Source organism: Desulfocapsa sulfexigens DSM 10523, from assembly GCF_000341395.1.
In the GTDB taxonomy this organism is placed as follows: Bacteria; Desulfobacterota; Desulfobulbia; order Desulfobulbales; family Desulfocapsaceae; genus Desulfocapsa; species Desulfocapsa sulfexigens.
Genome location: NC_020304.1, coordinates 2,105,715 through 2,132,500, shown reverse-complemented (window position 1 = coordinate 2,132,500; position 26,786 = coordinate 2,105,715). Strand labels below are relative to the sequence as shown.

Below are 26,786 nucleotides of genomic sequence, written 5' to 3'. Positions count from 1 at the left end.
TTTAAGCATCTCAAAGAGATAGGAACCGATAACAGCCAGGGTGAGGTGTACCTTACAGATATTATTGCTCTGGCAGTTGCTGACAACCATCCAGTCCATAAATTTGTTAATCCCGCGCCTCACGATGTTCTTGGAGTTAATTCCAGACTTGAACTCTCCAAAGCACATCACGAACTGCAATTACGAAGAAACCGTAGCCTTATGGCTGAAGGCATCACCATGATTAATCCTGAAACAATTCAGGTATCCCCCGAGTCTACAGTTGGAAAGGATGTGATATTACACCCGGGCGTAGAAATCTCTGGACATTCATTAATAGAAAGCGGATGCGAAATTGGAACTGGAGTACTTCTATATAATGCCGTTATTGGTGCACAGAGCACAATTGGCGCCTACAGTTGCTTGAATCATTGTAAAATTCCTGTCAATTCTGTTTTTCCACCCCACAGTCAATCCTGAGCTATTTTTCGAAAACAGCGTGATTTCACTCAATGAACAAGAGTACCCTTTCTCTCCAGGTCACACCATTGGAGCACTCGCTGCCATACATAAACCTTCCGCCGACATTTTCATTCTCAACGGTTTTCCGGTACCGCCAGATACCGTTGTTCAGGATGGCGATTCATGCTCTTTTATTCAAAAGGGTATAGTGCCAACAGACAAAGAAAGGGACGCTCTTCTTTCAGCACGGCATACTCCAGGTATACAAAAAAAAATCAGGAGCTCCACTATTGCTATCCTTGGACTTGGAGGTCTTGGATCTGCAGTTGCTGGTGCTATGGCAAAAATCGGTATTGGCAAGATGCTCTTATCCGATTATGATGTTGTGGAGCCAAGCAACCTCAACCGGCAACATTATTTTGTTGATCAAATAGGGATGCTTAAGACTGAAGCACTGGAGGAAAACCTTCTGAGAATGAATCCTTCGATCTCACTGGAACTCATCAATGAGTACTTGACAGAAGCACGACTGCCACAACTATTCAGTGACGTGGATGTTTTGATTGAATGTTTTGATGACCCGGTTATGAAGGCTGCTACCCTTAGATCAATTTTAAATACAATGGATCGAGTGTCCTATGTCGGTTCTTCAGGTATGGCTGGTTTCGGTGACAATAACACCATTGTCACGACGATGGTGCGACCAGGGATATTTATTGTCGGCGATAAAACTTCTGAAGCCTGCCCTGGAATGGGACTGATGGCTCCTAGAGTTGGTATTGCTGCACATCATCAAGCAAATCAAGCTCTTCGCATACTTCTTGGTACAGAACAAAAACGAAACTGATTTTTTACATTTTAACAATTCAATTTGCATCACATTGCAACTGGTATGAACATTACAGTAAACGGCAACAGCAAATCTATTCAGGATATATCAACCATATCTGACTTATTAACAGATCTTGGACTTCCCCCTGACACAGTTGTTGTTGAATTGAACACTTCCATTGTTACCCCGGACTCTTACAACAAGACAGAACTTGCTGAAGATGACAGGGTCGAAATAATACGATTTGTTGGAGGCGGCTGATATGCTGACCATTGCTGGAACTGACTTTCGTTCCCGACTTTTCCTTGGAACCGGAAAATTTTCCTCATCTGCTGTTATGGCTGAAGCTATTGCAGCGTCTGATTGTCAAATGGTTACTGTGGCTTTGCGCCGCGTCAACCTCGACAATCCTGAAGATGATATCATGAAGGCCTTAAGCCAGCGTGACTACACATTTCTTCCAAACACATCTGGTGCGAGAAATGCTAATGAAGCCATACGCCTCGCTCACCTGGCACGTGCAGCTTCCGGTTCGTCGTGGCTGAAGCTCGAAGTCACCCCAGACCCCAGAACTTTACTACCCGATCCTGTCGAAACCCTCATTGCAACTGAAGAACTCGTCAAAGCCGGCTTCATCGTTCTTCCCTACATGAACGCTGATCCCATCCTTGCCCTCAAACTTCAGGATGCCGGTGCCGCAGCTGTCATGCCACTAGGGTCGCCCATAGGTACAAATCAAGGTGTACTTACTGACGCCATGATTGAAATAATAATAGAACAGGCTCGTGTTCCCGTTGTCGTTGATGCCGGAATAGGTGCTCCATCACATGCAGCCTATGCCATGGAAATGGGTGCCGATGCAGTACTTGTGAATACTGCAATCTCGATTGCCGGTGATCCCGTAGCCATGGCCGCAGCATTTGCCAAGGCAGTTGAAGCAGGCAGAACAGCCTACATCGCCGGAATGGGTCGAAGAAGTAAACAGGCAAGTGCATCCTCTCCTGTTACCGGAACCCTCTCCTCAGATCTTGGTTTTTTAGCCTGATATGTTTCAATCACCCGACTTCAATCAGCTCCGAGAACAGATAAAGAGTGCAACTTCTGCCGATGTTGAACAAGCGCTAAATGCTACACGGCTGAACCTTAATGACCTTGCTGCGTTAATATCTCCAGCCGCAGAACCCTACCTGCAACAGATGGCCGCAAGATCTTCAGAAATAACTCTTGCCCGTTTTGGGAAAACTACCCAGCTCTATGCCCCTATCTATCTTTCCAATTACTGCACCAATCGCTGTGTATACTGTGGTTTTTCGGCAGACAACCGTATAAAACGCAAATGCTTGACACTCGATGAAGCCGAAAAGGAAGCAATGATCCTCCATGAACGCGGATTCCAGCATATTTTACTGGTTTCGGGGGAAGCAGAAAACGCCGTTGACGTTGAATATATGGAGGCAATTGCTCTCAGGTTACGAAATAAATTTGCAGCCGTCTCCATAGAAATTCAACCTCTGTCCACAGAACACTACCAGCGACTGTTTCTGGCCGGTATTACAGCCGTTGCTGTTTATCAGGAAACCTATGACCGAGATATGTACAAACGGGTTCATCTTTCAGGGAAAAAGAGTGACTTTGACTATCGCCTTGAAACCCCCGCCCGCGTGGCAGAGGCAGGTATGCGGGAAGTTGGTATTGGTGCCCTTCTGGGCCTTTCTGACTGGCGTGCCGAGGGTCTTGCAATTGGCCATCACCTGAACTGGTTGCGCAAAACATTCTGGTCAACCGCATTTACTGTTTCCTTTCCCCGTATGCGACCAGCAACCGGAGAATTTGAGCCCCTGGAAATAGTAACTGAAAGCAATCTCAGCCAGTTAATATTTGCCCTTCGTCTCTTTGATCAAGATGTTGGGCTCATTGTTTCCACCAGAGAGGAAGCCCGCTATCGTGACGGAATGCTGAAACTCGGTCCCACACGCTATTCGGCAGGTTCCTGCACTGCCCCCGGTGGTTATGGAGATTCCGACTCTGAGGCGGAACAATTCAGTGTCGGGGATCACAGATCCCTCCAGGAAGTCAGTACAATGATCAGAGAAAAGGGCTATGACCCCGTATACAAAGACTGGGATAGCAGTTTTCAGATAACCACATCATAAATCAACAACTTCAAACTTTTTCAACTCTCAACCTAAACGGAGCAATTCATCATGAGTGATATTAAAAAGATGTACACCACCATCCTTGGAGATAGCTTCCCCATGGATATGACCATTTCCTTTGGTGACCAAAAACTCGTTTACCGTAAGCGTACCTGGGGAATTAAAATGGAAGATGGTTCAATTGATGAACGCGGTATCCGTTATGGCGAGAATCCCGATCAGGAGGCAGCTTTGTATGAACTGGTCAATGGAAACCTAACTTTGGGAGACTGTAAATTTATTGAACCTGGTAATGGTCTTGTTTCTGCCATTGATGTACAGGATATGCTGCAGGTCGGAAAACATCCGGGAAAAATCAATTTGACCGATGTTGATAATGGCCTTAATATTATTAAATATCTCACCGAGAAACCAGCTGCTGTCATTCTCAAGCACAACAATCCCTGTGGAGCTGCCATAGGTGAGAGCCTGAGTAGTGCATACGACAAAGCCAATCGTTGTGACCGTATCGCTGCATTTGGTGGTGCTGTTATCATTAACCGAGCAGTGGACATCGACACAGCACGGATGATGGCTGAAAATTATCTTGAAGTTGTCTGCGCCCCTGATTTTGAAGATGGAGCCCTTGAGATTCTTGCAGCCCGTAAAAATCTGCGTGTCATTAAAATGGGAGCCATTGATCGCCTAGCCGACTTTGAGAAATTTCGCTTTATTGATTTTAAAAGCCTTATTGATGGAGGAATTATCGCTCAGCAATCCGCAGTAAACTCCATCCGCTCAATAAACGACCTGAAACCGGCCACTGCCACCAGAAAAGGGGTGGAATACAAATGTGACCGTCAACCGACACAAAGGGAAATTGACGATATGATCTTTGGTTGGGCGATTGAACATGGGGTGACCTCAAACTCTGTTCTTTACATCAAGGATGGTTGCACAGTAGGAATTGGAACGGGCGAGCAGGACAGAGTCGGTGTTGCAGAAATTGCTGTCCACAAAGCCTATATCAAATACGCTGATATCGTCTGTTTTGATACTCACAAAATCCCTTACGCTGATCTTTGCCTGGAAATAACCCAGGGAAAACGTGATATTGCTGACAAAGAAACGATTGACGCTAAGGTTTTAGAGGACAGGGCAAACCTTCCAGGTTCTGTTATGATTTCAGATGCATTCTTCCCCTTCAGGGATGGTGCAGATGTTGGAATCAACCAGGGCTGTACAGCCATATTGCAGGCTGGTGGGTCAATGCGTGATTCAGATGTTATTACTGCCTGTAACGAAGCTGACCCCAAAGTTGCCATGATGTTCACCGGACAGCGTTCATTTAAGCACTAAAATCGATCTCCCCGAACATTGAGTGGGAATCCCCTCCCACTCAATGCTTTTTCTTTGTACACTTCCCTACCCTTGTAATTTTTTTCGAGCTTTTTTCGTCATAGAGAAAAAATCCCTTTCCCCTATGGTTCATTTAACATAGAATATTGAAGGACATTGTTATGTGTTCGTTTGTCGAAATATTGAATAGAAAAACATCCCACAGGAGATGGTGTAATGAGTTGGAATGATCTATCTATAGCAAAAAAACTTTCTATCGGTTTTGGTTTTGCTGGCCTTTTGCTGATTATTATCAGTAGCGTGAGTTGGAAAGGTTTCAATGACCTTTCAACCAAAATCGATCATAATAGCTACCTGAATAACCTTGAACAAATAATGCTGGCACGTGAAATTGATCACATCAACTGGCAGAACAAGGTCATTATCTTTCTTCTTGACGAAAATGCCACTACATTAAGTGTCTCAACGGATGATCGTGCCTGCAAACTCGGTAAATGGCTCTACGGAAAAGAAAGAAAACAGGCCGAGACTATACTCCCCAGTATCGCCCCTCTTCTCAAACAGCTTGAAAGACCTCACAAAGATCTCCACGATTCTGCCCGAGAAATTCAGGAGGCAGTAGATTCAAATGACGGTTTCAAGGATGAGGCCATGGAAATCTATAACAGTAAATCCCGCGAATCCATACAGGGAATCAAGGCAGTACTTCAACAGATTTCAGAGGAGATAACAACTGCCAGTATTACTGGAAACAAAGAAGTGCAGGCGGGAATCGGAACGAAAATCCAGATGATCATCGGACTGACAATTCTTTCAATTCTTCTCTCTTTTCTATTCAGTTTTTTCCTTTCCAGGAAAATAAGTACAACCCTTAAGCTATCAGTTGGACTTGCCGAATCTCTTGCTGCCGGGAACCTTACCAAACGTCTTGAGTTCCAGCAGAAAGATGAACTTGGTCTCCTTGCCACGGCACTGAACAAGATGGCAGACAAACTCAACATCATGATTGGCAATATGAACACCGAAGTTCTTGGCCTTTCTTCTACTTCAGATGAATTGAATAATATTGCTCAATCCATGTCGGCAAACAGTGCTAACGTTTGCAGTCGTGCAAGCTCTGTGGCTGCTGCAACTGAACAGTTGAGTGGCAATATGAATTCAGTTGCTGCTGCAAGTGAAGAGGCCTCCACAAATGTAAATATTGTTGCCACTGCTTCAGAAGAAGTCACCAGGTCCATTGCGGAGGTAGACGCAAAAACTAAAGAAGCAAGGAGTATTACAGAAGATGCCGTTAAGCTTGCAAACAGCTCATCGATAAAGGTCGACGCCCTTGGAGAGGCTGCCAACCAGATTTCAAAAGTAACTGGAGTTATAACAGAAATATCTGATCAGACTAACCTGCTAGCCCTAAATGCGACCATAGAAGCAGCCCGGGCCGGAGAGGCCGGTAAAGGATTTGCGGTCGTCGCCAATGAAATCAAAGAGCTTGCGAAACAGACAGCAGCAGCCACCGGTGAAATCAGGACATCCATTGAATTAATGCAGGGCTCCACCGATGAAACCGTTGCTGAGATTCGACAAATTACGGAAGTAATTGGCCGGGTAGATGAAATCGTTGCTGGGATCACTGTATCTGTTGCCGAACAAACTGCAACCACAAACGAAATCGCGGAAAACATCCAACAGGCAGCAATGGGTATTGGCGAGGTGAACGAAAATGTCGCCCAGAGTTCAAGTGCCTCGGTGGAAATTGCCCATGATATTACGGAAATGTCTGAGCTTACAGGAGAACTTTCTAAAACTGGTGACACTGTAAAAGAAAGTGCCAAAGAGCTTGCCAGTATTGCCGCTATTCTAAAAGATATGGTAACCCAATTTACCGTTAGGGATTCGAAATAAAATCTACTTGACCGGAAAACAGTTATTTTGATTATTCAGGGTGATTCAACCTGAATAATAACTCTTGAGCACTCACAAGATGTACACGTTTCAACAGGCTGTCCTGACAATTCGTCAGGGCAGCCAGAGTCGCTTCATTCGGATGACCGATCCCAATGGCCCAGCCATTATCCTCTGCACTCTTCACCAGTTTTTTCAGTTGTTTACAAACCTTATCCTGCGAATGTACATTATCCAGGAAAATATGCCTTCTCGCAGTGGGTACACCAGCAGCTATTGCTGCCTTAAGTCCCTGACTATCAGCAGTGGTATAACTGTCCACAAAAAACAAGCCCTGCTCACGCACAGCTACCATTAAACTGTCCATTGCCGCCCTGTTTTCAGTATATAATGAACCCATATGGTTATTTACACCAACCGCATGAGGAACAGCCTGGAGATTCTGTTGAAAGAGTTGTTTTTGTACCTCGTCACTCTGCCCGACAAACAGCGCCCCGGAACCGGGATCCCACTCTTTGCTTTTTGGCTCCATGGGCTGGTGCAACATTATTACTCGTCCCGCCTGAAACGCCTTTTCTTCCAGTTCTGGCGTGAAAGGGGCTGCAGCTAAAAATGAAAACGTGAGGTTCAGGGGGAGAGCAAGTAATCTGGCGCCAATCTCTTTATGATAGCCCATGTCATCAATTATGATTGCAACCATTGGCAGAGTTGAATCACGGACCGGAGGAACATCAGATGGAAACACCGGAATTGCCGGATAGGGTTCCTCAAAAACTATATTACTATTCGACTCCTCAAGGGGTGAACCATGCGCAAGAGTAGTTCTGAAAAAAATCACATATCCTGCAGCTCCCATTGAAAAAAGCAGCAAACCAAGAAGAATAAAAAAGGAAAATATTCTGACGGTTAGTAATGATTTTTTTTTATTTTTCTTTTTACCCCGAACAACCGGTTTTCTTTTTTTCCTGACATTTCTGTTCATAATTCACACTTCAATCAAATCAATACAAAATATTTGTTTAGGGAGATCCCTTCACAGTATACAATGAATAGTTTAGTATTATTTCTCTCTAGTCAACACATATTGAGCCAATGCTTTAAAGATTGTAAGGATTGGCGAGACGTTTTTTCCTGAGAATATTTCAAGCCCGGCTACAGCCTTTGCAACAACTGACTCAGCACTTTTTCTGCTTCTTCCAAACCCGTCATATCTCTGTATAATTTCGAAGGCCTCAGGAAAACCATCCCGACGTGCACTTGTATTTTCCAAGAGAAATAGAAGGCTCGCCTTATCTTCTGTATTCGCCTCAGCGATAGTCAGAATAACAGGAAGAGTCATTTTTCCTTCCTGAAAATCATTTCCAATTACTTTGCCGGTTTTAGCGACATCTCCCATATAGTCCAGAAGATCATCAACTATCTGGAACGCAGTTCCAAGACTGATTCCATACTGTGCCAGTGCCAACTGCTTTGCGGTACTTGCACCTGCGGCAATAGCTCCTATCTCACAGGTCGCAGCAATAAGTAAAGCAGTTTTTCCTTTTACCGCGGCCAAATAATCATCTTCTGAGAGATTATAGTTTTGGGCATTACGAAGCTGAAGGAATTCACCATCAACCATGGCATTTGTAGCGTTGCAAAATATCTGGAGTGCTTTTCGCCCACCAAGCGATCCGATAAGAAACATGGAACGGGAATGAAGAAAATCACCGCCAAGAATAGCAGCAATCGTACCAAATTTTTCATTTACCGATGGCTTTCCACGGCGCATATCCGCTCGATCAATAACGTCATCATGAAAAAGGGTGGCACAATGGAGGTATTCAAAAGCAATGGCTAACTTGTAGAGGGTCTCCTTGTCGTCATTTTCCTCTTTAAATCCGCACAGACGTGCGGCAAGAACTACAAGAAGTGGGCGAAGGCGCTTACCGCCGTTCAAAAGACCATACTCCAGAACTTCTCGTAACAGAGGATCCGCCCCGGCTGATGCCTCACGTAAATCCTGCAGCATGATCTGTTCAATTTTTTCCACTTCCGGAGCGATAGCCTGCAATAGTTCCGGCACACCTGCATTGGTGACATCCGCCATTTTCTTATCCTTATTTTTGTTCTCTTGTAAAGAAATCTTCCACAGCTTCAAGTGTTCGTACCACAGGAGATGGCGGTAGACTAGCACGAAAAATTCTTCCATAGCCTTTTGAATACAAACGAATATCCAAAATCCCGATTATTCCACGGTCACTCGTAGAACGCATAAGCCTACCCACCCCCTGACGTAGAGTAAGAATGGCCCGTGGAATCTGGAACTGAAAAAAAGGCTTTCCCCCATCCGCTTCGATAGCCTTCATCCTTGCCTGAATCACTGGATCACTTGGTACTTCGAATGGAAGTTTATCTATAATTACACAGCTTAAAGAATCTCCAGAGACATCGACTCCCTCCCAGAAAGATGCAACTGCAAGCAGCACCGACTCATTGGTCTCACGAAACTCATCCAGCAATGCATGACGGGACGCTGTTCCCTGCACAAGAAGCGGATATAAGAGTTTCCCCCTGAGATACCCTGCAGCAAAATCCATTGCCCTTATGCTAGTAAAAAGTACCAGTGCCCGACCTTTGCTGATCTTTAATAACTCATAAATACGATCATTTAAAGATGCATTATAATGTATTGCGGTTGCCTCGGGAAACCCCTGTTCCGGTACATATAACAAAGTTCTACCCGTGTAGTCAAAGGGGGACTGCAGACGCAATGTTTTACAGGTATCATCAATACCAAGGCGCTCCTGCATATACTTAAATGTTCCACCGGTTGTTAAAGTGGCAGATGTCATAATGCAGGACTGCACAGAGTTATAGAGACAATTTTCTAATTCTTCTGCAACCTTAACAGGTGTTGCTGAAAGACTGACGGTTCTTTCACGTCTTTCATACCAGCGAATAAAATATCCCTCTTCTTCCTCCCCTGGCTTTGCAATATGAAGGAGAATATTTTGAAGCTCGATGGCACGATCTGACAACAGATTCCAGATTTCTCCATGACCTGCAAGGTCTACACACCTCACGGCAAGTGTGCTCAGCCCCTGAGTGAGCCCGGTGAGTGCCTCCTGCCAACCAAACGCTTCAAGCTTTTCAACAAGTGGTGTTAATGGATATCGACCTTTCTCTACAGGAAAGAGGGCAGTAAAATTATCAAGTCGCTGCCTGAGACCACGAGTAGAACCGATAAGTCGATCATACACAGACGCTTCCAGATCAGTTTCTGCGTGTCGTTCAATATCACCGATAAGATCGATCAATTGATAATGACTGAAATGCTTACCAAAAAAATCTGTAGCAACATTCTCAAGATGATGTGCCTCATCAAAGACTACTGCCTGGTAGCGTGGTAAAATCTCAGCAAACCCTTTTTGTCGTAGTGCCAGATCCGAGAAAAAAAGATGATGATTTACAATGAGGATTCGTGCAGAACCTGCACGTTTTCGTAAACGATTGACAAAGCAGAGTTGGAATTCTGGACAATCGCTGCCCATACATTGATTTGACTGAGCAGAAATCTTTGGCCACAGGGGTGAACGATCGGGAAGCCATGCGAGTTCAGCCCTGTCACCGCTTTCTGTTTTCTGCAACCATTTCTCAATTTTGGAAATATCATCATCCTCCAACAGGGACATTTGAGGATTTGAACAGTACTGAAACCAACGATAATGGCAAAGATAATTCTGACGCCCCTTAACGCAAAGTGCAGGAATGTCCATCTCCAGTGCTGTTTCAAGCAAAGGTATTTCTTTTTTAACAATCTGATCCTGAAGGTTGATTGTTGCTGTTGAGATAACAACACGTTGTCCTGAAAGAAGGGCTGGCACGAGGTATGCTAATGTTTTTCCGATTCCGGTTTCCGCCTCAACGAGAAGGAGTGAGGCGCGCCCATCAGTTCTTTCGTTCCCCTCAGCCAGAATCTCTGCCACTGCCTCAGCCATTACCTGCTGCCCGACTCTCGGCTCGAACCCTTTTAATTCTGACGAGAGCTTCCCCCCTTCAGCAAAAACATCCTTCACTCACATTCCTCCAAAACGTCTTTGGCTACTTCCCGAACCTGTGGAGAATCATCCTCCAGCGCATTACGAACACAGACAAGTGCATCTTCACTTCCTATGATCCCTAAAATATTTACGGCGTCGCCACGAACATGGGGTGGACTCTCTTTAAGTGCATTGCAAAGTGAATCCACGGCGAGATGAATGTCATCCTCACAATGAAGTTTCAATTCCTCAAAGAGGACAGTAATGCCTAAACGAACACCGAACCGTTCGTCATCAAGCAACTCTCCAGTCCAGCAATAATAGCTTTTGTCGCGCTTAAACATTTCAAAGATATTGTCGACATGTCCCATCTCCAGGAAATCTGCAACAATCTTTTTCAACTCCCTATCACTTACTTCCTTTTTCACATGCTCTCCACTTTCCAATCACTAACCATTTAATAGCAATTGTCTTCGATTTTTTCTTTCCTTTTTCCGCAAGCACTGTACAATCATTAATGTATAATCCTTTAAATTTGTTAACATTCAACTTCAGTCTAATCAACACAATTCCCAATGGTTGACTCTGTGACGACAGTTATCGATAATGGAACAAACCATTCGAGAAACTATCTTGATCCTGGTGAATCCATTGTCATAGTTGACGACTCACAGGAAATCGTCTTTATCTTTGAAACCCTTCTCAGTAATGAAGGTTTCACCGTTTTTACAGCATCCAGCGCAGCCGAACTATACCTGATCCTTCAACGGGAAACAGTGGCACTTGTTCTACTTGACATTGGCCTCCCTGACCGTGACGGTACCGAACTCCTAAAAGAACTCATCCCCCTCTACCCTGACCTCAGCATAATCATGCTGACTGGAACCACTGATTTAGAAGTTGCACTCAGTTGTTTACGTCAGGGGGCAGATGATTATCTTGTGAAACCGGTAACCCTTGACGAATTTAGCCTGGCAGTTAGAAACTCTCTCCAAAAACGAAAACTTATCATTGATAACCGCCGCTATCAAAAACAGCTCGAACTCACTAATTACCGTACAAGATTTCTTCATCAACTCAATCTTAAAATGAATAGTGCTTACTTAAACAGCATTGAGTTGAACTCAGTCCTCCAATCCATTCTTGTTGGCATCACAGCCGAAGAAGGCTTACGATTCAACAGGGCCTTCCTCCTGCTCTTCAATGACGACAACATAGAACTGCAGGGTAAAATGGCCATAGGCCCCAATTCCCGAGCAGATGCCAGCCGAGTTTGGGATGGAATAAAAAAAGATAACCTGCACCTTACTGATATTCTCGACAAGGTCAAGACATCCTACATGAATAATGATGCAGAATTAAATGCAATTATTCAAAATTTAAAAATCCCTGCAGAAAATCAGGATCATGTTCTTATTCAGGCATGCAGCAACCGCAAAAGTATTCTCATCCAGAACGGATTCAATGGAGATCAGCGAATATCAGAACAACTCTTACAGATCTTCAACGAAGATAACTTTATCATTACTCCTCTGTTCTCGCCCAATAAATCACTCGGTGTAATTATTGCCGATAACTTTGTCACAGCACATCCGATAACTGAAGATGATATCAACTCTTTGGAAGTATTTGCAAATCAGGCAAGCCTGGCTATTGAACACAGCCATCTTTACAAGGATATGCAAAACAAGATAACAGAGCTTGAAGAGGTAACACAGGAACTTGAAAAAAATAAGGATCTACTTATTGATGCCGAACGTTATTCAGCACTTGGCCATATGTCAGCACAGCTTGTTCATGCCATTCGTAACCCCATAACCTCTATAGGTGGAATTGCAAGATTACTCGGAAAAAAAAATCATGATCACAAAAACCAGAAATTTCTGGATATGATGATTATGGAAACTGCTAAGATTGAATCTACTCTTGATGATTTATTTAATTTTGTCGACGATGACAAACCCGACAAGTCAAAGCAGCAACTCTATCCACTCATCCGTAAAAGTATTCTACTTTTTTACGGATCGATGAAAAAACAATCCATACTTTATCAACTGAACCTGCCATCTCCTGACCCAGTAATGTTTATAGATGCAAAGCTGATACGACAAATGCTTCTTCACCTAATCAGGAACGGGATAGAAGCAATGCCATCTGGTGGCATTCTGACAATAACGTGTAAAGAGGAGGAAGCCTACATCACAATAACCATAGAAGACTCAGGGATCGGTATAGTATCTTCCACCCTGGAACATGCAACTGATCCTTTCTTTACAACAAAAACCTACGGAACCGGAATGGGGCTCACTCTTGTGGAGAAGATTGTTGCTGAACACCAGGGACACTTTTCACTGGAACACGGCGAGACAGGAGGCATGGTTGCACGAATCAGTCTCCCTAAAACTGATCAGGAATAAAAAAAAACACCACAGTTACAGCCAGCAGACTACTTGACACTTATGACCTTTCTGTTAGCGGAACATTCCTTCTCAAAGACGAGAGCACAGCCCCAAATATTGAAATACTTGCGGTAATAGCAAAAGTCATCTTCAGTGCATACATAAAATTCTCTGCCAAGCAGGGATTGTATTGTTTAAGATCAAACCCACCACTCACTCTCGAAAAAATAACCCCAAAGAGCAGTCCGGCAAGAGACACCCCTATCAGCATTCCAAGATTTCGTGCCGTAGCTAACATCCCCGAACTCACCCCGGTCTGGCCTGGACCAACGTTTTCCAAAACTGTCGCACTGTTAGGTGTCAAGAAAAGGGCCTGACCGCAACCTAGAACGGCCAGACGCCAAGCCACATCAAAGGATGAGCTTTCGGTCGTCAAAAAGCATAAAAGAATCAAACCACAGGCTGCAATCGTGAGTCCGCTGGTCGTGAGAAACCGCGCACCTATATGGTTATATAAAAAACCAGATAGAGGGGAAACAAAAAACACCGAAATTGGCAACGCCATCATTACAAAACCAATGTCCTTTGCAGAAAGTGACAAAACATAATCGAGATAAAATGGAGTAAGGATAAGAACAACAAAAAGGACGGCGAAGGAGAGAGCAGCACAGAATATTGCAATTCCAAATGAGTGATTATGAAAAAGTGAAATCGGGAAGAGAGGATTTTCCTTTCTTGCCTCCGTTCTCGCAAACAAGAGAAAGAGCACAAGACACAGAAAAGCCTCAACAACGAGAAATTCGGCTGAAACACCTATATGGTTAGTGGATAAAAACACAGCAAGACTTATTAGTGCGGCCCAAAGGGTCATTCCAGCCCAATCGAAGGGATGTCTCGCCTTATTAAAAACTTTCTGCGATGCAAAAGGTTTCAGGAAAATCAATCCTGCGCCACATGCAAACAGGCTCACAGGGAGGGTAACCAGGAAAATCTCACGCCAGGAATAGCTATGAATCAGGAAGCCGGAAATCAGAGGCCCAGTCATCAGCCCCACCGAGGTAGAGACACCGATCAACCCAAGAGCTTTCCCCAACTGGTCAATAGGAAACACCATTTTAATAATTGCTGGTCCAGTGGCCATCATCATTGAAGCCCCCATGGCCTGTATGAACCTGAAAGCAATAAGTTGCACTAATGTTACTGAAAAATAACAGGCCACAGAACCAACAGAAAATACTGCCATCCCAACAATATAGACAGAACTCAGTCCCAGTGAATCCGCTATCCGTCCCCAAAACAGCAAAAAAACAGTAATGGTAAGAAGATAAATCAAAACCACCCATTCCGTTTGCGGCAGGCTTGTCCCAAAACTCCGCATAATAGAAGGGAGTGCCACATTAATCATAGAACTATCCATGGTGGAGAGAAATACCCCCACCGCAACTACAAGAAAGACTCCCCAGCGGTTTTTATTATATAGAGAAGACAAGAGAAGAAAGGGATTCAAGGAAGAATAAAGGACAAAAAAAAACGAGTCCTCAATGAGAACTCGTTTTTATCATACTGCTGAATCTAGTAAAACAATTGCTGTTGATTAAAAATTAGAAACCAACATCCAATCTAACTACACCATTCATTACTGAATCAGAATCGGCATAATCAAGGTAACCAAGTTTAAAACTAAGGTCTGCTCCCTTAACTACTTCGTAGTTGACCATACCAGAAACCTCAATAACAGAGTCATCAAGAGCAGCATCAACATCCATATAAACCAAGTTTCCTTGTAATGAAAGTTGTTCAGACACTGCCATGTCTGCAGTGAAGGCACCAAAGATAGTATCGCCACCCTGACCAACCTGTGCTATCTCTGTGATACCCCAGGCGGCACCGATCATGATCCAACCAAAATCATCATCAGCCATGTAACCATCCTGTGTCATACCAACCATTACAGTTGGGGTCACAGAACCGAAGTTAGAACTCCAGGAAGCATAAGCACCCATGGCGTCATCTGCACTGTTAATAACATCACCTTCTATATAAGAACCCTCAACCATAATCTGGTTTCCACCAAAGTTCATTGGAAGGTTTACAGACGCTTTGATACCATCACGGTTATCATTCATGTCATCCATAACGTATACTGCACGAACGCCCATGCTAATGGAATCATTAAATTTCTGCTTATAGGTTATACCATTGACATACTTGTCATCATTTAAATCATTGGTTTCTCTCAGCTGATCATAAGTATATGCCAAAACCATTCCGTTAGCTTTGTACATTACTTTCAGACGGTCTGCACGTTGATCCCAGCTAAACCATTTTGAGAAGTTGGTTGGCTGACGTCCTGCACTTACATCAAGAGCACCAGTCTTAAAACCTAAATATGCGTAATCTGTCCAGACGTTATTATTTGTCTGGCTGGTAAGAACTTGAACGTCCTCGCCAGCTGCATTCTGAAGCGTTGTGGTAGTTGTTGCCACTTTTCCACTTGGTGCATACAATCCAGAACCATCCCATCCACCATCAAGGAAACGAAGTCGCGCTTTACCATAAACTCCACTCTCAGTGCTTGCTGAAAGTACAACACGAAAACGAGAATCCCATTTGGAATAAGAATCTTTTACACCGTTATCCTTGTAAATTAAACGAGCACGGGCATCACCACTCAACTTCACCTCTGCAGAAGCAACAGTAGCGACACCAGCAACCATAGCAAAAGCAGCAACAGCGCAAATTACTTTTTTCATCTCTTTTATCTCCTTAAATTTTCACCTTCACCAAACTGAAGGCGTCGTCTCAGCTGCTCGCCAATGGTGACAAGACAACCATGTCTACTAAACAATTTAATGGATGATATCTGCAGCACAAGCTCCTGTCAAGTTTTTTTCATAAAAAGTTTAAATTTTTATACTCTTTCCCGTATCACTGTCACTAATTCCTTTTTGGAATAAAATTCATTCCATATACAGACAGACGACTCCCTCCCGCACCGAGGAAAATTTTTTCCAACAGATCACCCTTTTCAGGTTCAACAATAAAAAGTCGACCGATCCCAACCCCATCTATCTTTGAAGTAGAAAAAAACTGAAAATCGATAATGGAATTCGGGAAAAGATTTGTATGCCACACCTCTGCAAACCCCACACCGTCCCAACTCAAGCCGCGGACCTGACCATTTTTATATAAACGGGTTTTATTCATCATCTCCGGAGAATAAAGCTCATTATCGACGATAAGAATGTCATCATGACCATTGTTGTCAAAATCTGAGACAACCAGACGAATGTGGGCAGTATATTCTTTGAGTAACTCCTTGCCGCCAAAGCCAGATGGTGAGGTGTAAAGTAACTTTAAATCAGAATTGTACACCTGCAGCTGTTCCTTCTTATTGATCGTTGCAACCTCCACCATCTTATCCCCGCCAAAATCTGCAAAAACAAAATCGAACAAATCAACTGACTCCGGAAGCGAAAAGCGTTCACCAACTGCAACCTTTCCTCCTTCCCCCGCAGTCAATCGATAGATACCAGGTGCTGTCATTCCAGAAACTCCGCTTTGCTGTCCTGCCAGAACCACACCTTCACCCGGGATATTGACAGGCCTCAAATACCAGTACACATTTTCATATAACCACTTCACTCCGGTTACAGGATGCCATTCCAGAATAGAAGAACGAGGCTCTTCTTTTCTGGTGCTACTCAGGTATATTTCCATCACCCCATTATTATCCAGATCTGCAACATTTACTGCGTGAACCTTTAAGCCTCCTGGTAGAGCAACAGTATCAAGGAGCTCAATTTTTTCATCCCGCAAACGATAAATATACAGTTTTGTGTTCGTGGAAACTATAATTTCATCATGCAAGTCCCCATCGATATCTCCAGCAGTCATACATTTGGCCAGGAAAGGCAGAACCTTACTTTTATATCTTTCAGTTGCCTTCACCTCTACTTCTGTCTGGCTGACAAACTCATCCTGGTTGATTGAAAGACCAAAGCCGCTGGTACTTTTGTAAACCCTGTCAGGGTGGCTAGTCCCCATATCAGCAACATCTTTTTCCTCCTTTTCAGGTTCCCTGATGATCGCTTTTGGAGGCTCTACCTGAAACAGCATGGTACCGACATCCTCAACAAGCACGTCCAAGGCCTTCATTATTTCAGTGCTTTCATTTGCCATGGATTGAAATTGGAGTGAAACGTCTTCAGATGGCTTAAAGGCTTTTACAGATAGCCGGATACCTTCTTTGGTGCTGACGACACTACTCATTACTCTAAAAAAAGTGAAATCCCTTCCCTTGTTCACTCCATCCTCAAACCTTACCTCACCGCCTGCAACGGCGGATAGTCTGCTTGCAAGCATGAGTCGCACGCTATCACGGAGGTAAGCAAAATCCCCAGCATCGCTCACATCCGTTGGATAAAAAACGACCTGTCGTACCTCTGTTGCGAACACAGCCGTCGTTGCTACAGAGCACACTAAAGACATAAGAAAAATAACTACGGATTTTTTCAATGAGCTATCCATCATTTACCTCTATAAATTTACACGATTGAATTGTAGAAAAAGTTAGTTACTTTTACCGCACTTCAGCATTCATCGCAATCAACAATACAGCAAGACCTGTTGAGCCCCCTGCCCAAGTCTGTCACACAACATCATCCTTCAAAAAAGTCCAGCATCGAAGCTTTTCCCCTTGACTTATAACAAAATAAATCCTAATTAATAATATGGAGTTAAATTTTTTGTACCTTATCAATTTTGTTTTGAAACTCTCTATGAAACGATTACTCTCCACACTTCTTACTTTTTTGTTATTGAGCATTGCCGTAACGGCCATTGCCAGTGGTGAAGGATTAGAACGTGGTGAATACAGAGTCCTTGCCTATACCCTCAGTGATGAAAGCTCAAATGCTTCTTCTGTGAACAACCCAGGTAAGAGTGTCAGTTTCCACAGTCTCTATATTTCTTCTGAGGCCATGAACACTGTTCTCAACAGGGAAGATCTTTACCTCAACAGTCCCCATGTCAACATAAACAAAAAAAACAACTACCAGGGATTTGCCCTGAAGACTGCCTACGCCCCAACTTCCAATATCACATTTCATAGTTCAATAGGACTGACCGACAATCTCCAAGCTCAGGACCGTGATTACACCGAACGTATAGGATGGGAAGTTGATCTTGGTATTGCCTACAAATTCCTCAACAATTTTGCCTATGAAGTCCACTTTGGATATATGGACACTGGTGAACTTTTCAAAGAAAGTAGCAGCTACACGGATGTGGACAACATTACCATTGTTGTCAACAAATTAACCATGAGTTTTTGATCATAAATCTCGACCCCGTTCACTATTTCCCCTGGAATCATACTCTACGATACTAAACTCATAAAACTTCGTGCGATTCCAAAGAGCCTCACAAACTAAGTCAGAACTTGAAACGTCGCTCAAGGAATGCCGGCGGCGACCACACTCCAATATCCACAAGGGAAAGCTCATTCTCTCCCCGGAAATCTTCACTACAGCCGGAAGTCAGACCAATGTAGTAATCAGCCGTTTTTCAATTCTTGACAACACCGGTTCCATTCATATCGGTCCATGGTGCATGATAGGTGCGCGGGCAAGAATTTATACCCATGATCATTGTCACCAGGGAAGAGAACCCCTTCTTGCCATTCAGGAAAGACACGGCGTTGTGTGGCAGGACAAATACTTTGGAAAGGATGTATGGATTCATGAAAATGCCATTGTCCTCTATCAGGCATCCATCCTCCCGGATGGTTTCGTTCTTGGAGCTGGATCAGTATTGACAAAAAATCCCGGTTCCTACGAGATATGGGCAGGAGTCCCCGCAAAAAAAATCGCCGACAGAAGGGAACTCTCTCCGACTGAAATCAAGACCTTTTTTGAAAAACCTGCATTCAGCCTGAAAGAATACCTTCATCTGGATGAACTAAACGATACCAGATTCTGATTTCCCTTTCCCCTATGTTGCTAATAGATTACAAATTACCAACATGACTCGCTCTTCCATATACAACATCCTTATGTATTCCCATGATACTTACGGACTTGGACATATCCGACGCTCCATGGCAATTGCCCGCCATCTTTCGGGAAAAGAGGTGAACATCCTTATCCTTACCGGATCTCCAATCGCCGGACGCTTTACTCTCCCTGAGCAGGTCGATTTTGTGCGTATTCCTGGGATGATAAAAAAGACCAACGACGAATACCAGTCCCTCTCCATCCGTATCGACCCCAACCAGGCACTTCATATCAGAAAAAACATCATCAGTGCCACGGCAAGGGCATTTAAGCCCGATCTTTTTATTGTAGACAAGGAACCCCTGGGGCTAAAAAAAGAAGTACTACCGACACTTCAATGGCTTCGCAAAACTCTACCTGATACCAAAACGATTCTCGGACTTCGCGATATACTTGACGAATCATCCGTCGTTTGTGACGATTGGAAGAGCAAAGATGTATACCGCTACCTTGAAGAATTATACGATGAAATCTGGGTCTATGGTAATCAGAACATTTATGATCCGATAATCGAATACAACATCCCCTCCACACTCAAGTCCAAGATATGTTTTACAGGATATATTCCACGAAAACAAAATTCGAAAAGCATCCGCAAAAAGCTCAGGAAAAGCTACCGAATCCTTGACGAGGACATATTTATTCTTGTCACCACTGGAGGTGGAGGAGACGGATGTGAACTCCTTGAACACTATATCTCCATGCACGATTTTTTCCCCACATCCCTTCCATTTAAATCTCTGATGATCACCGGCCCATTTATGCCAAAATCAAGCCGGGAGTATCTTAAAAAAAGAGCAAAACGATATGGCATCAAATCACAGCCATTTCATCCACGCATGGAACAATTAATCGGGGCCGCCGACCTCGTCATTTCCATGGGTGGATATAACACCATATGTGAAATCCTGAGTCAGCAAACTCCAGCTCTCATCATCCCCAGAGAAACTCCTCGCAAGGAGCAATTGATTCGGGCCGAAAAACTCACCGAACAGGGTCTTATTGACCACCTTCCCTGGAAGAAGGTCTCGGCCCAGTTCCTTCGAGATAAAATTGTGACTATTCTCAAAAAAGGCACTGAATACAAAGGCAATATGGCTAACTTTAAGCTCTCAGGCCTGGACACCATGCGGGATCGAATCGGACATTTCAGGGATTTCCCATGAACGCTTTCCCAAAGACAGTCCACACACTCGGATACATCCTTAAGGGCTATCCCCGCATTTCAGAAACCTTTATTTCAAACGAAATCTTACTTCTTGAGCAGCTCGGTTTTCGTATGCGACTTTTCCCCATGCGTCATCCCAGGGAGAATTTTTGTCATGATTCCGTAAAACAGATTCAGGCTCGGGTGGATTATCTCCCCACCGAACTGCTACTTGAGTTTCCCCGACTGCTTCTGCCCAACATTTTCCTCGCAATCAAACGCCCTTCCCTCTTTAAGCATGGACTTGGACTTGCCCACAGACGCTACAAACGAACCGCAAATCTGGCCACGTTCAAACATCTTCTTCAGGCAGGTTACCTGACAAATCACCACCTTTTGAAAGATAGTACTCTTAGCCACCTTCATGGCCATTTTGCCCATTCCCCCACTTCGGTTACCATGTTCGCAGCACTCCTTTCCGGTAGATCCTTCAGCTTTACCGCCCATGCAAAGGATATTTACACTTCAAACCCTGAGCAGCTCCGTGAAAAAATCAGGCTGGCCGAATTCGTTATTACCTGTACTGATTACAATCGAAAACACCTCGAGAACATTGCAGATGGACTCAACACCCCTATTTATTGTATTTACCATGGAATTGACCTGAAACTCTTTTCACCTGAGACCGACCATACAGAATGCGCTCCGCCGTACAGATTGTTAACGGTTGCACGGATGACTGAGAAAAAAGGTTTACCAACTCTGTACAAGGCCCTGCAAATCCTGAAAAATCAAAACATTCAGTTTCAGCATACCCTGATCGGGGATGGAGATGACAGAGAGAAGATCCAGAAACTCATCACAGAACTCGGACTTGCCGATCACTGTCAATGTTTAGGTACCCGGACCCATAAGGAGGTCCTCAAACAGTTCGAGGAGAGTGATCTTTTTGTACTGGCCTGTGAAATCGCAAGGAACGGTGATCGTGACGGCATTCCCAATGTGCTGGTTGAGAGTCTGGCCATGGGCGTCCCGGGACTTTCTACCACTGTTTCTGCAATTCCTGAAATTCTCATCCATAATACAAGCGGCATTACAGTTGCTCCATCAGAGCCTGAAACAATGGCTGGCCACATTCGGGAAATCCTGGAAAACAAACCACTGAGAAAAACACTTATCCAGGGTGGCATTAAACACACACAAAAACATTTCGACAACCGCCGACTCATTGCAGCAATGGGTGATATCTTCCGTAATCAGCTGGAAACAAATCAAAAAAAAGCGCAGTAACACTACATATGCGGATCTGTTTCTACGCCCCCTTCAAGCCCCTTGATCACTCCAATCCTTCGGGAGACCTTATCATTGCCACAGGGCTCCATGATTTTCTCGTTGCACAGGGACATCAGGTGCTGATCGCAAGCAGTCTCAGGACACGATGGATCTATCTTAACCCAATACGTTTTATTAAAATATTCAAAGAACGAAGAGACACCTCACAGCGTCTTCGGAATTTTTCCCCTGATTTATGGCTCAGCTATCACTGCTACTATAAAGCCCCTGACCTGCTGGGGCCTGGATTATGTAAAAAATTCAATATCCCTTACTGTATCTTTCAGGGTATATACTCCACAAAACAGAGGCGCAGATTGAAAGGAAAGATCGGGTTCTATCTCAATCGCCACAGCCTGCAGCAGGCTGATCAACTCTTCAGCAACAGGAAAGTGGATCTGGAAAACCTGCAAAGAATCATTCCTCCGGAAAAACTTGCTTATATAAAACCAGGTATTTTCCCTGAATCGTTTTGCTTTGATCAAACCGAACGAAAAAAAATGCATCGAGCGTGGCAAATAGATGAAGAACCTGTCATTCTTACCGCAGCCATGTTTCGTCCCGATGTAAAGACCGAGGGACTTGCCTGGATGATAAAATCCTTAGCCAAACTGGTAAAAAAGAGTGTTCCGTTTAAGCTGATAATTGCAGGAGACGGCAGCGAACGGGAAACGCTGATAAAACTGGCCAATCAACATCTCCCAGACAGAGTCATTTTTACCGGCCGCATTGCGAGGGAGAACATGTATCGCTTCTACTCAGGGGGAGATCTTTTTGCATTTCCCGGAATCAGGGAATCACTCGGGATGGTATATCTTGAAGCCCAATCCTGTGGCCTGCCCGTCGTTGCCTTTGACAACGGTGGAATCCCTGAGATTGTCGATCAGAACAAAACAGCATTTCTCACCAAACCCTTTGACGAAGACTCTTTTTGCCTGCGCATCAAACTGTTACTGCAGGACAAACGACAACGCACTATAATGGGAGCAGCAGCAGCAAAACATGTCCGTCAAAATCACGACCTCCATTCCAATTACCTCAAATTTGAACATATTCTGATGAGCCATGCAGAGACTCTTTAAAGGAAACACTGTAGAACCGAATCAAACGCTAATAGCTTTGCTGCGTCACGGAAAAACCCTATGGAACGAAGAGGGCAGAATACAGGGACGCCAGGATTCACCACTTTCCAGCAAGGGAAGCAAGCAGGTCCACGACTGGGGCAGGTTTATCGGGAACTACGCTATTGATCATATTGTTGCCAGTGATCTTGGAAGGGTCAGGGAAACCGTGGCCATTATCCAGCAATACTGCAATTCTGTCCCGGTTGAATGGAAGCAAAGTTTGCGAGAACAGGCCTGGGGAGAATGGGAGGGGAAATCGTTTCGCGAACTCAAGAACCAACAGCCAGAAGAACTCGCCACCCAGATACGTGCCGGCTGGGATTTCCGGCCACCCGGTGGGGAGAGCAGAAAAGAAGTGCTACAACGCGCCCTGCCTGTCATCAAAGACATACCACGCAAGTATCCTGGAAAACGAATTCTTGTTATATCCCATGAAGGGATTGTTAAATCAATTATTTATCATCTGGCCGGCCGCGCTTTCCTCCCAGAGGAAGAGAAACTCCTGCAGAAGCGGCAGCTCCATCTCCTTCTTGGAGGATGGGACTCACTCCAGCTGGGGCCACTCAATATCCTGCCAACTCCTGACAAAGCTGAAAACCAATGAAGATCGCCTGCTACTGCCAACACGTCCTCGGTATTGGGCATTTTCACCGCAGCCTTGCAATATGTGAAGCACTGGCAGAACGGCACGAAACGGTAATGATACTTGGCGGCCCCGATGTCAATCTGCCTGAATCTGCCGTCCATTTTTTGCAGCTTCCGGGCCTGAAAATGGATGCAGAGTTTTCGGAGCTCCTTCCCTGTGCGGAAGGTGCTGATCTTAAGCAGGTTAAAGAGAATCGTAGAAAGCAGCTTTTTGATTTCTTTACCTCCTTTCAGCCAGACATCTTTTTAATTGAACTCTATCCCTTCGGGAGAAAAGCCTTTCGCTTTGAACTTGATCCAATTCTGGATGACATTGGATCAAGAACATTGCCCCCCTGTCTCCGCCTCTGCAGTCTTCGGGATATTCTTGTTGAGAAAACAGATAAACACAAATTTGAGGCCAGGGTTTTACAAAAACTAAACAGTTCTTTTGACGGCCTGCTGATCCACTCCGACCCTGATTTTATTCCGCTACAGAATACATTCGGAAGTATGGATTCCATCACAATTCCATACAGATATACTGGATTTATTGCTCCAACTATGACAAGACAGAAAGCAGGAAGCATGCTACGGCAGGATCTCGGTTTATCTGCTGAAGACAAGCTGGTTGTCGCCTCCATAGGTGGCGGGAATGTGGGAGCTGAACTCCTGTACGCAACTGCCCAGGCCGCTCTTCTTCTGGAGCAGAAGACAAATACCATCCATATTCATCTCTTTACTGGCATATACAGTGCCCCGGGCTTGCAGGAAGGGCTGAAAGCAGTACCTGCCTCAAATATCACAGTACACAGTTTCTGCTCTAATTTTCCTGACTGGCTTGAAGCTGCGGATATTTCTATCTCCATGGCAGGGTATAACACCTGCATGAACCTTCTTGCTGCCGGGATTCCAGCACTTCTCTATCCCTTTGCTCAGAATCGTGAACAGCGCATGCGAATTTCTGCCTTCTCCAGGACATCTGACTTCATGCTGCTGGAATCAGAAGATCTGGAACCGCGGCATTTGGCTGAAAAAATCACGGCCCAGCTTCGGTTCAACAAAAAGACAAGCCAGGCCCAACTCAACGGCGCCATGCTGAGCTGTAAACTGATAAGTGACCCTAAACTATGGAGCCAAAAAACGAGATGATATCTGCTCTCTACACAAATCTTCCCGACAACACGGAACAGCTACTGAAAAATGCCCTGGAAAAAGGTCTTGCACATGGAAGCGGTGAGGCGAAGATTTTTTTTCGAGCCGATGACATTGGTGTCCCGGGCAAACAGTTTAGTCACCTTGCAGAGCTTTTCATAAAACACAGATTACCCCTTTGTCTGGCAGTGGTTCCGACCTGGCTCACTGCTACGCGCTTTATCACCCTGCAGTCCCTCACGAAGACCAATAGTTCCCAGTGGTGCTGGCATCAGCATGGATGGCTCCATCGAAACCATGAGACGAAGGGAAAAAAACAGGAGTTCGGCCCAGCCAGATCCGTAACAGAGCAGATAGAAGACCTGAAAAACGGAAAAAATCGCCTCGAAACCCTCCTGGAAGACAATTTTTCACCATTTTTCACCCCGCCATGGAACCGTTGCAGCCTTGACACCCTAAAGGGATTACAGCACCTGGGATTCAAAGCTGTTTCAAGAAGCATAGGTGCAAAACCGGTTTGCCCACACGGTCTCCCCGATTTACAGGTCAACATTGATCTTCACACCAGAAAAGAAGTTGAACCTGAGATTTCATTCAATACTCTGCTTCAGGAACTTGAAAGAGGCATCAGCAGCGGCACAGGGGGAGTCATGATTCATCACCAACGGATGGATACAACGGCTTTTGAGTTTCTGGATCTGTTTCTTAAAACTATCACCTCATTCCCTGCCATTCATCCACTGCTCTTTCGTGAACTGATATAGGAAAGATTGCCAAAAGGCATCAAAAACGATATGCTCGTGATGAGTACCACTTGAGTATATATCGTGTGCCCTGCAATTTGCGAAAACTCCAACAATCAGAGAAGCAATGAGACACTTGGTAGTACTGCCATGGAAACAATCATTTTTGATGTCCTATAAGTCGATCCGGGCACGTTTCTTTCGTTCACTGGTTACAACCCTGACCCTGGTTCTTGCCGTCTCCTTTCTTGCCTTCAGTCAGATAACTCTTGATATTGGTGATGGAATGCTGGCAAGCGGCAGACCAGATTTTCAGCAAAGCCTGATCCAAAGCGGTTACGACATAACCCCCGGCGATACCAGCCTTTCCGCCTCTCCAAAACAGCGTTGGATAGTCATCCTCTCTCTTCTTGTCTGTGTCGTAGGAATAATCAATGCCCAACTCATGTCCGTCACTGAACGTTTTCGTGAGATAGGAACAATGAAATGCCTGGGCGCGCTCGACAGGTTTATTGTGCGAATCTTCATTATGGAAGCTGCAATTCAGGGACTGGCAGGATCGCTGATCGGCGCAATCCTTGGCGGGACAATCGCTTTTTTGAGCGCACTACTCCGTTTTGGAACTGATATTATATCCCTTTCCCCCTGGCAGACTATTCTCTCCTCATCTGCTCTTGCCATCATCACTGGTATCGGCCTGAGTTTACTGGGGGTCTTATACCCGGCAATAATAGCCGCCAGAATGCAGCCAGTTGAAGCCATGCGGGTTGAACAGTGAGCAAACAAATGACGAAAAAACAGATAGTTCGCGTAACAGATGTCACCAAAGATTTTGACCTGGGTAAAATAGTAGTCAAGGTACTGAAGGGGATCGATCTTGAGATAGAAACCGGAAAGTATGTCTCCATCATGGGGCCATCCGGCTCTGGAAAATCCACCCTTTTCAATATGATTGGAGGGCTTGATAAACCAACAGAGGGCAAAGTATTTATCGATGAAGTGGATATTGCCCAACTCGATGCCTATGAGCTTGCATGGTTGCGCTGTCGTAAAATTGGATATATATTTCAAACATTTAACCTGATTCCAGTAATGACTGCCCTTGAAAATGTCACCCTCCCTATGACCTTTGCCGGAACCCCCAATGAAGCCGCCACCCAGCGCGGTATGGAACTCCTGATCCAAGTCGGTCTTGAAGGCAGACACGGACATAAACCTGCCGAGCTCTCCGGTGGTCAGCAGCAGCGTGTGGCAGTGGCAAGGGCCCTTGCCAATACCCCGTCCATTATTTTAGCCGATGAACCCACAGGAAATCTGGACCTTAAAACTGGTGAGGAAATCATTTCACTTTTAAAAGAGATGAGCGACAAGCAGGGAGTCACGGTAATCTCTGCCACCCATGACTATAAAATGCTCAATGTCTCGGATCAGGTTATCTGGATTCGTGATGGCCGGGTGGACAAAATCCAGGATCGCGATGAACTTGAAATCAACACTGGAGGAATGAGCAGCTGACCA

The 26,786-nt window shown here is 44.7% G+C and carries 25 protein-coding genes (1 of these 25 only partly in view); 18 read left to right on the top strand and 7 right to left on the bottom strand.

Annotated elements, in window-relative coordinates; genetic code table 11:
- The 7 genes from UWK_RS09430 to UWK_RS09400 form a co-directional block, all read left to right on the top strand.
- Positions 1 to 459, top strand: the end of a protein-coding gene (locus tag UWK_RS09430; protein ID WP_015404144.1) for a bifunctional UDP-N-acetylglucosamine diphosphorylase/glucosamine-1-phosphate N-acetyltransferase GlmU. Its footprint begins 555 nt before the window's first position; the window shows 459 of its 1,014 coding nt (coding positions 556–1,014); its start codon lies off the left edge, out of view; it ends in the stop codon at positions 457 to 459.
- 19 nt (positions 460 to 478) lie between these two features.
- A complete protein-coding gene (gene thiF / locus UWK_RS09425) occupies positions 479 to 1,288 on the top strand; it encodes a sulfur carrier protein ThiS adenylyltransferase ThiF (protein ID WP_015404143.1) in 810 nt (269 codons plus the stop codon).
- A gap of 45 nt (positions 1,289 to 1,333) precedes the next feature.
- Positions 1,334 to 1,534, top strand: coding sequence for a sulfur carrier protein ThiS (thiS, locus tag UWK_RS09420; RefSeq protein WP_015404142.1), 201 nt, complete (start codon positions 1,334 to 1,336; stop codon positions 1,532 to 1,534).
- A 1-nt stretch (position 1,535) separates the two neighbouring features.
- Positions 1,536 to 2,318 carry a thiazole synthase gene (locus tag UWK_RS09415; protein ID WP_015404141.1) on the top strand — a complete coding sequence of 261 codons (783 nt, stop codon included), beginning with the start codon at positions 1,536 to 1,538 and terminating at the stop codon, positions 2,316 to 2,318.
- A gap of 1 nt (position 2,319) precedes the next feature.
- On the top strand, positions 2,320 to 3,426 hold the full coding sequence (thiH, locus tag UWK_RS09410) for a 2-iminoacetate synthase ThiH (RefSeq protein ID WP_015404140.1): 1,107 nt from the start codon (positions 2,320 to 2,322) through the stop codon (positions 3,424 to 3,426).
- 51 nt (positions 3,427 to 3,477) lie between these two features.
- Positions 3,478 to 4,767 (top strand): AICAR transformylase/IMP cyclohydrolase PurH, encoded by a 1,290-nt coding sequence (locus tag UWK_RS09405; protein ID WP_015404139.1) that lies wholly within the window; start codon positions 3,478 to 3,480, stop codon positions 4,765 to 4,767.
- 216 nt (positions 4,768 to 4,983) lie between these two features.
- Entirely contained in the window at positions 4,984 to 6,666 is a 1,683-nt protein-coding gene (locus tag UWK_RS09400) for a methyl-accepting chemotaxis protein (protein WP_015404138.1), read from the top strand.
- Positions 6,667 to 6,697: 31 nt separating this feature from the next.
- Here UWK_RS09400 and UWK_RS18480 read toward each other — a convergent pair whose 3' ends face one another.
- The 4 genes from UWK_RS18480 to UWK_RS09380 form a co-directional block, all read right to left on the bottom strand.
- The gene (locus UWK_RS18480) at positions 6,698 to 7,648 is read right to left on the bottom strand and encodes a divergent polysaccharide deacetylase family protein (RefSeq protein ID WP_015404137.1); all 951 of its coding nucleotides are present in this window, start codon (positions 7,646 to 7,648) and stop codon (positions 6,698 to 6,700) included.
- Positions 7,649 to 7,726: 78 nt separating this feature from the next.
- The gene (locus UWK_RS09390; protein ID WP_015404136.1) at positions 7,727 to 8,755 is read right to left on the bottom strand and encodes a polyprenyl synthetase family protein; all 1,029 of its coding nucleotides are present in this window, start codon (positions 8,753 to 8,755) and stop codon (positions 7,727 to 7,729) included.
- A 10-nt stretch (positions 8,756 to 8,765) separates the two neighbouring features.
- Entirely contained in the window at positions 8,766 to 10,724 is a 1,959-nt protein-coding gene (locus tag UWK_RS09385) for an ATP-dependent DNA helicase (RefSeq protein WP_015404135.1), read from the bottom strand.
- Entirely contained in the window at positions 10,721 to 11,116 is a 396-nt protein-coding gene (locus UWK_RS09380) for a HEAT repeat domain-containing protein (protein ID WP_015404134.1), read from the bottom strand. The genes UWK_RS09385 and UWK_RS09380 overlap by 4 nt, the downstream gene beginning before the upstream one ends.
- Before the next feature lie 159 nt (positions 11,117 to 11,275).
- Between UWK_RS09380 and UWK_RS09375 the strand changes: the two genes are divergently transcribed.
- Complete coding sequence (locus UWK_RS09375) at positions 11,276 to 13,105, top strand: response regulator (protein ID WP_228130006.1); 1,830 nt, start codon at positions 11,276 to 11,278, stop codon at positions 13,103 to 13,105.
- Positions 13,106 to 13,145: 40 nt separating this feature from the next.
- On the opposite strand, the gene UWK_RS09370 is transcribed toward UWK_RS09375, so the two are convergent.
- From UWK_RS09370 to UWK_RS09360, 3 genes are all read right to left on the bottom strand, one after another.
- A complete protein-coding gene (locus UWK_RS09370; protein WP_083907268.1) occupies positions 13,146 to 14,525 on the bottom strand; it encodes an MFS transporter in 1,380 nt (459 codons plus the stop codon).
- Between the two features lie 163 nt (positions 14,526 to 14,688).
- On the bottom strand, positions 14,689 to 15,840 hold the full coding sequence (locus UWK_RS09365; protein ID WP_015404131.1) for a hypothetical protein: 1,152 nt from the start codon (positions 15,838 to 15,840) through the stop codon (positions 14,689 to 14,691).
- A gap of 184 nt (positions 15,841 to 16,024) precedes the next feature.
- Positions 16,025 to 17,620 (bottom strand): FG-GAP-like repeat-containing protein, encoded by a 1,596-nt coding sequence (locus UWK_RS09360; protein WP_083907266.1) that lies wholly within the window; start codon positions 17,618 to 17,620, stop codon positions 16,025 to 16,027.
- A 248-nt stretch (positions 17,621 to 17,868) separates the two neighbouring features.
- Between UWK_RS09360 and UWK_RS09355 the strand changes: the two genes are divergently transcribed.
- The 10 genes from UWK_RS09355 to UWK_RS09310 all read left to right on the top strand — a co-directional run bounded on the left by UWK_RS09355 (position 17,869) and on the right by UWK_RS09310 (position 26,783).
- Entirely contained in the window at positions 17,869 to 18,423 is a 555-nt protein-coding gene (locus tag UWK_RS09355) for a hypothetical protein (RefSeq protein WP_153304873.1), read from the top strand.
- 70 nt (positions 18,424 to 18,493) lie between these two features.
- Entirely contained in the window at positions 18,494 to 19,069 is a 576-nt protein-coding gene (locus UWK_RS09350) for an acyltransferase (protein ID WP_015404128.1), read from the top strand.
- Positions 19,070 to 19,112: 43 nt separating this feature from the next.
- Positions 19,113 to 20,309 carry a glycosyltransferase family protein gene (locus UWK_RS09345; protein ID WP_015404127.1) on the top strand — a complete coding sequence of 399 codons (1,197 nt, stop codon included), beginning with the start codon at positions 19,113 to 19,115 and terminating at the stop codon, positions 20,307 to 20,309.
- Positions 20,306 to 21,580: a glycosyltransferase family 4 protein gene (locus UWK_RS09340; RefSeq protein WP_015404126.1), complete on the top strand. Its 1,275-nt coding sequence runs from the start codon at positions 20,306 to 20,308 to the stop codon at positions 21,578 to 21,580. Before UWK_RS09345 ends, UWK_RS09340 begins: the two co-directional genes overlap by 4 nt.
- A gap of 8 nt (positions 21,581 to 21,588) precedes the next feature.
- The gene (locus tag UWK_RS09335) at positions 21,589 to 22,704 is read left to right on the top strand and encodes a glycosyltransferase family 4 protein (protein WP_015404125.1); all 1,116 of its coding nucleotides are present in this window, start codon (positions 21,589 to 21,591) and stop codon (positions 22,702 to 22,704) included.
- Complete coding sequence (locus UWK_RS09330) at positions 22,688 to 23,350, top strand: histidine phosphatase family protein (protein ID WP_015404124.1); 663 nt, start codon at positions 22,688 to 22,690, stop codon at positions 23,348 to 23,350. Before UWK_RS09335 ends, UWK_RS09330 begins: the two co-directional genes overlap by 17 nt.
- Positions 23,347 to 24,522 (top strand): glycosyltransferase family protein, encoded by a 1,176-nt coding sequence (locus UWK_RS09325; protein ID WP_015404123.1) that lies wholly within the window; start codon positions 23,347 to 23,349, stop codon positions 24,520 to 24,522. The genes UWK_RS09330 and UWK_RS09325 overlap by 4 nt, the downstream gene beginning before the upstream one ends.
- On the top strand, positions 24,501 to 25,289 hold the full coding sequence (locus tag UWK_RS09320) for a polysaccharide deacetylase family protein (RefSeq protein WP_153304872.1): 789 nt from the start codon (positions 24,501 to 24,503) through the stop codon (positions 25,287 to 25,289). The genes UWK_RS09325 and UWK_RS09320 overlap by 22 nt, the downstream gene beginning before the upstream one ends.
- A 106-nt stretch (positions 25,290 to 25,395) precedes the next feature.
- The gene (locus tag UWK_RS09315; RefSeq protein WP_015404121.1) at positions 25,396 to 26,046 is read left to right on the top strand and encodes an ABC transporter permease; all 651 of its coding nucleotides are present in this window, start codon (positions 25,396 to 25,398) and stop codon (positions 26,044 to 26,046) included.
- Between the two features lie 8 nt (positions 26,047 to 26,054).
- Complete coding sequence (locus tag UWK_RS09310) at positions 26,055 to 26,783, top strand: ABC transporter ATP-binding protein (RefSeq protein ID WP_015404120.1); 729 nt, start codon at positions 26,055 to 26,057, stop codon at positions 26,781 to 26,783.
- Positions 26,784 to 26,786: the final 3 nt, after the last annotated feature.

Coding starts and splice junctions, on each gene's coding strand:
- thiH (WP_015404140.1), top strand. CDS start 2,320: ATGTTTCAATCACCCGACTTCAATCAGCTCCGAGAACAGATAAAGAGT.
- UWK_RS09360 (WP_083907266.1), bottom strand. CDS start 17,620: ATGATGGATAGCTCATTGAAAAAATCCGTAGTTATTTTTCTTATGTCT.
- UWK_RS09325 (WP_015404123.1), top strand. CDS start 23,347: ATGAAGATCGCCTGCTACTGCCAACACGTCCTCGGTATTGGGCATTTT.
- UWK_RS09400 (WP_015404138.1), top strand. CDS start 4,984: ATGAGTTGGAATGATCTATCTATAGCAAAAAAACTTTCTATCGGTTTT.
- UWK_RS09405 (WP_015404139.1), top strand. CDS start 3,478: ATGAGTGATATTAAAAAGATGTACACCACCATCCTTGGAGATAGCTTC.
- UWK_RS09415 (WP_015404141.1), top strand. CDS start 1,536: ATGCTGACCATTGCTGGAACTGACTTTCGTTCCCGACTTTTCCTTGGA.
- UWK_RS09315 (WP_015404121.1), top strand. CDS start 25,396: ATGAGACACTTGGTAGTACTGCCATGGAAACAATCATTTTTGATGTCC.
- UWK_RS09310 (WP_015404120.1), top strand. CDS start 26,055: ATGACGAAAAAACAGATAGTTCGCGTAACAGATGTCACCAAAGATTTT.
- thiS (WP_015404142.1), top strand. CDS start 1,334: ATGAACATTACAGTAAACGGCAACAGCAAATCTATTCAGGATATATCA.
- UWK_RS09330 (WP_015404124.1), top strand. CDS start 22,688: ATGCAGAGACTCTTTAAAGGAAACACTGTAGAACCGAATCAAACGCTA.
- UWK_RS09335 (WP_015404125.1), top strand. CDS start 21,589: ATGCGGATCTGTTTCTACGCCCCCTTCAAGCCCCTTGATCACTCCAAT.
- UWK_RS09390 (WP_015404136.1), bottom strand. CDS start 8,755: ATGGCGGATGTCACCAATGCAGGTGTGCCGGAACTATTGCAGGCTATC.
- UWK_RS09365 (WP_015404131.1), bottom strand. CDS start 15,840: ATGAAAAAAGTAATTTGCGCTGTTGCTGCTTTTGCTATGGTTGCTGGT.
- UWK_RS09340 (WP_015404126.1), top strand. CDS start 20,306: ATGAACGCTTTCCCAAAGACAGTCCACACACTCGGATACATCCTTAAG.
- UWK_RS09355 (WP_153304873.1), top strand. CDS start 17,869: ATGAAACGATTACTCTCCACACTTCTTACTTTTTTGTTATTGAGCATT.
- UWK_RS18480 (WP_015404137.1), bottom strand. CDS start 7,648: ATGAACAGAAATGTCAGGAAAAAAAGAAAACCGGTTGTTCGGGGTAAA.
- UWK_RS09320 (WP_153304872.1), top strand. CDS start 24,501: ATGGAGCCAAAAAACGAGATGATATCTGCTCTCTACACAAATCTTCCC.
- UWK_RS09345 (WP_015404127.1), top strand. CDS start 19,113: ATGACTCGCTCTTCCATATACAACATCCTTATGTATTCCCATGATACT.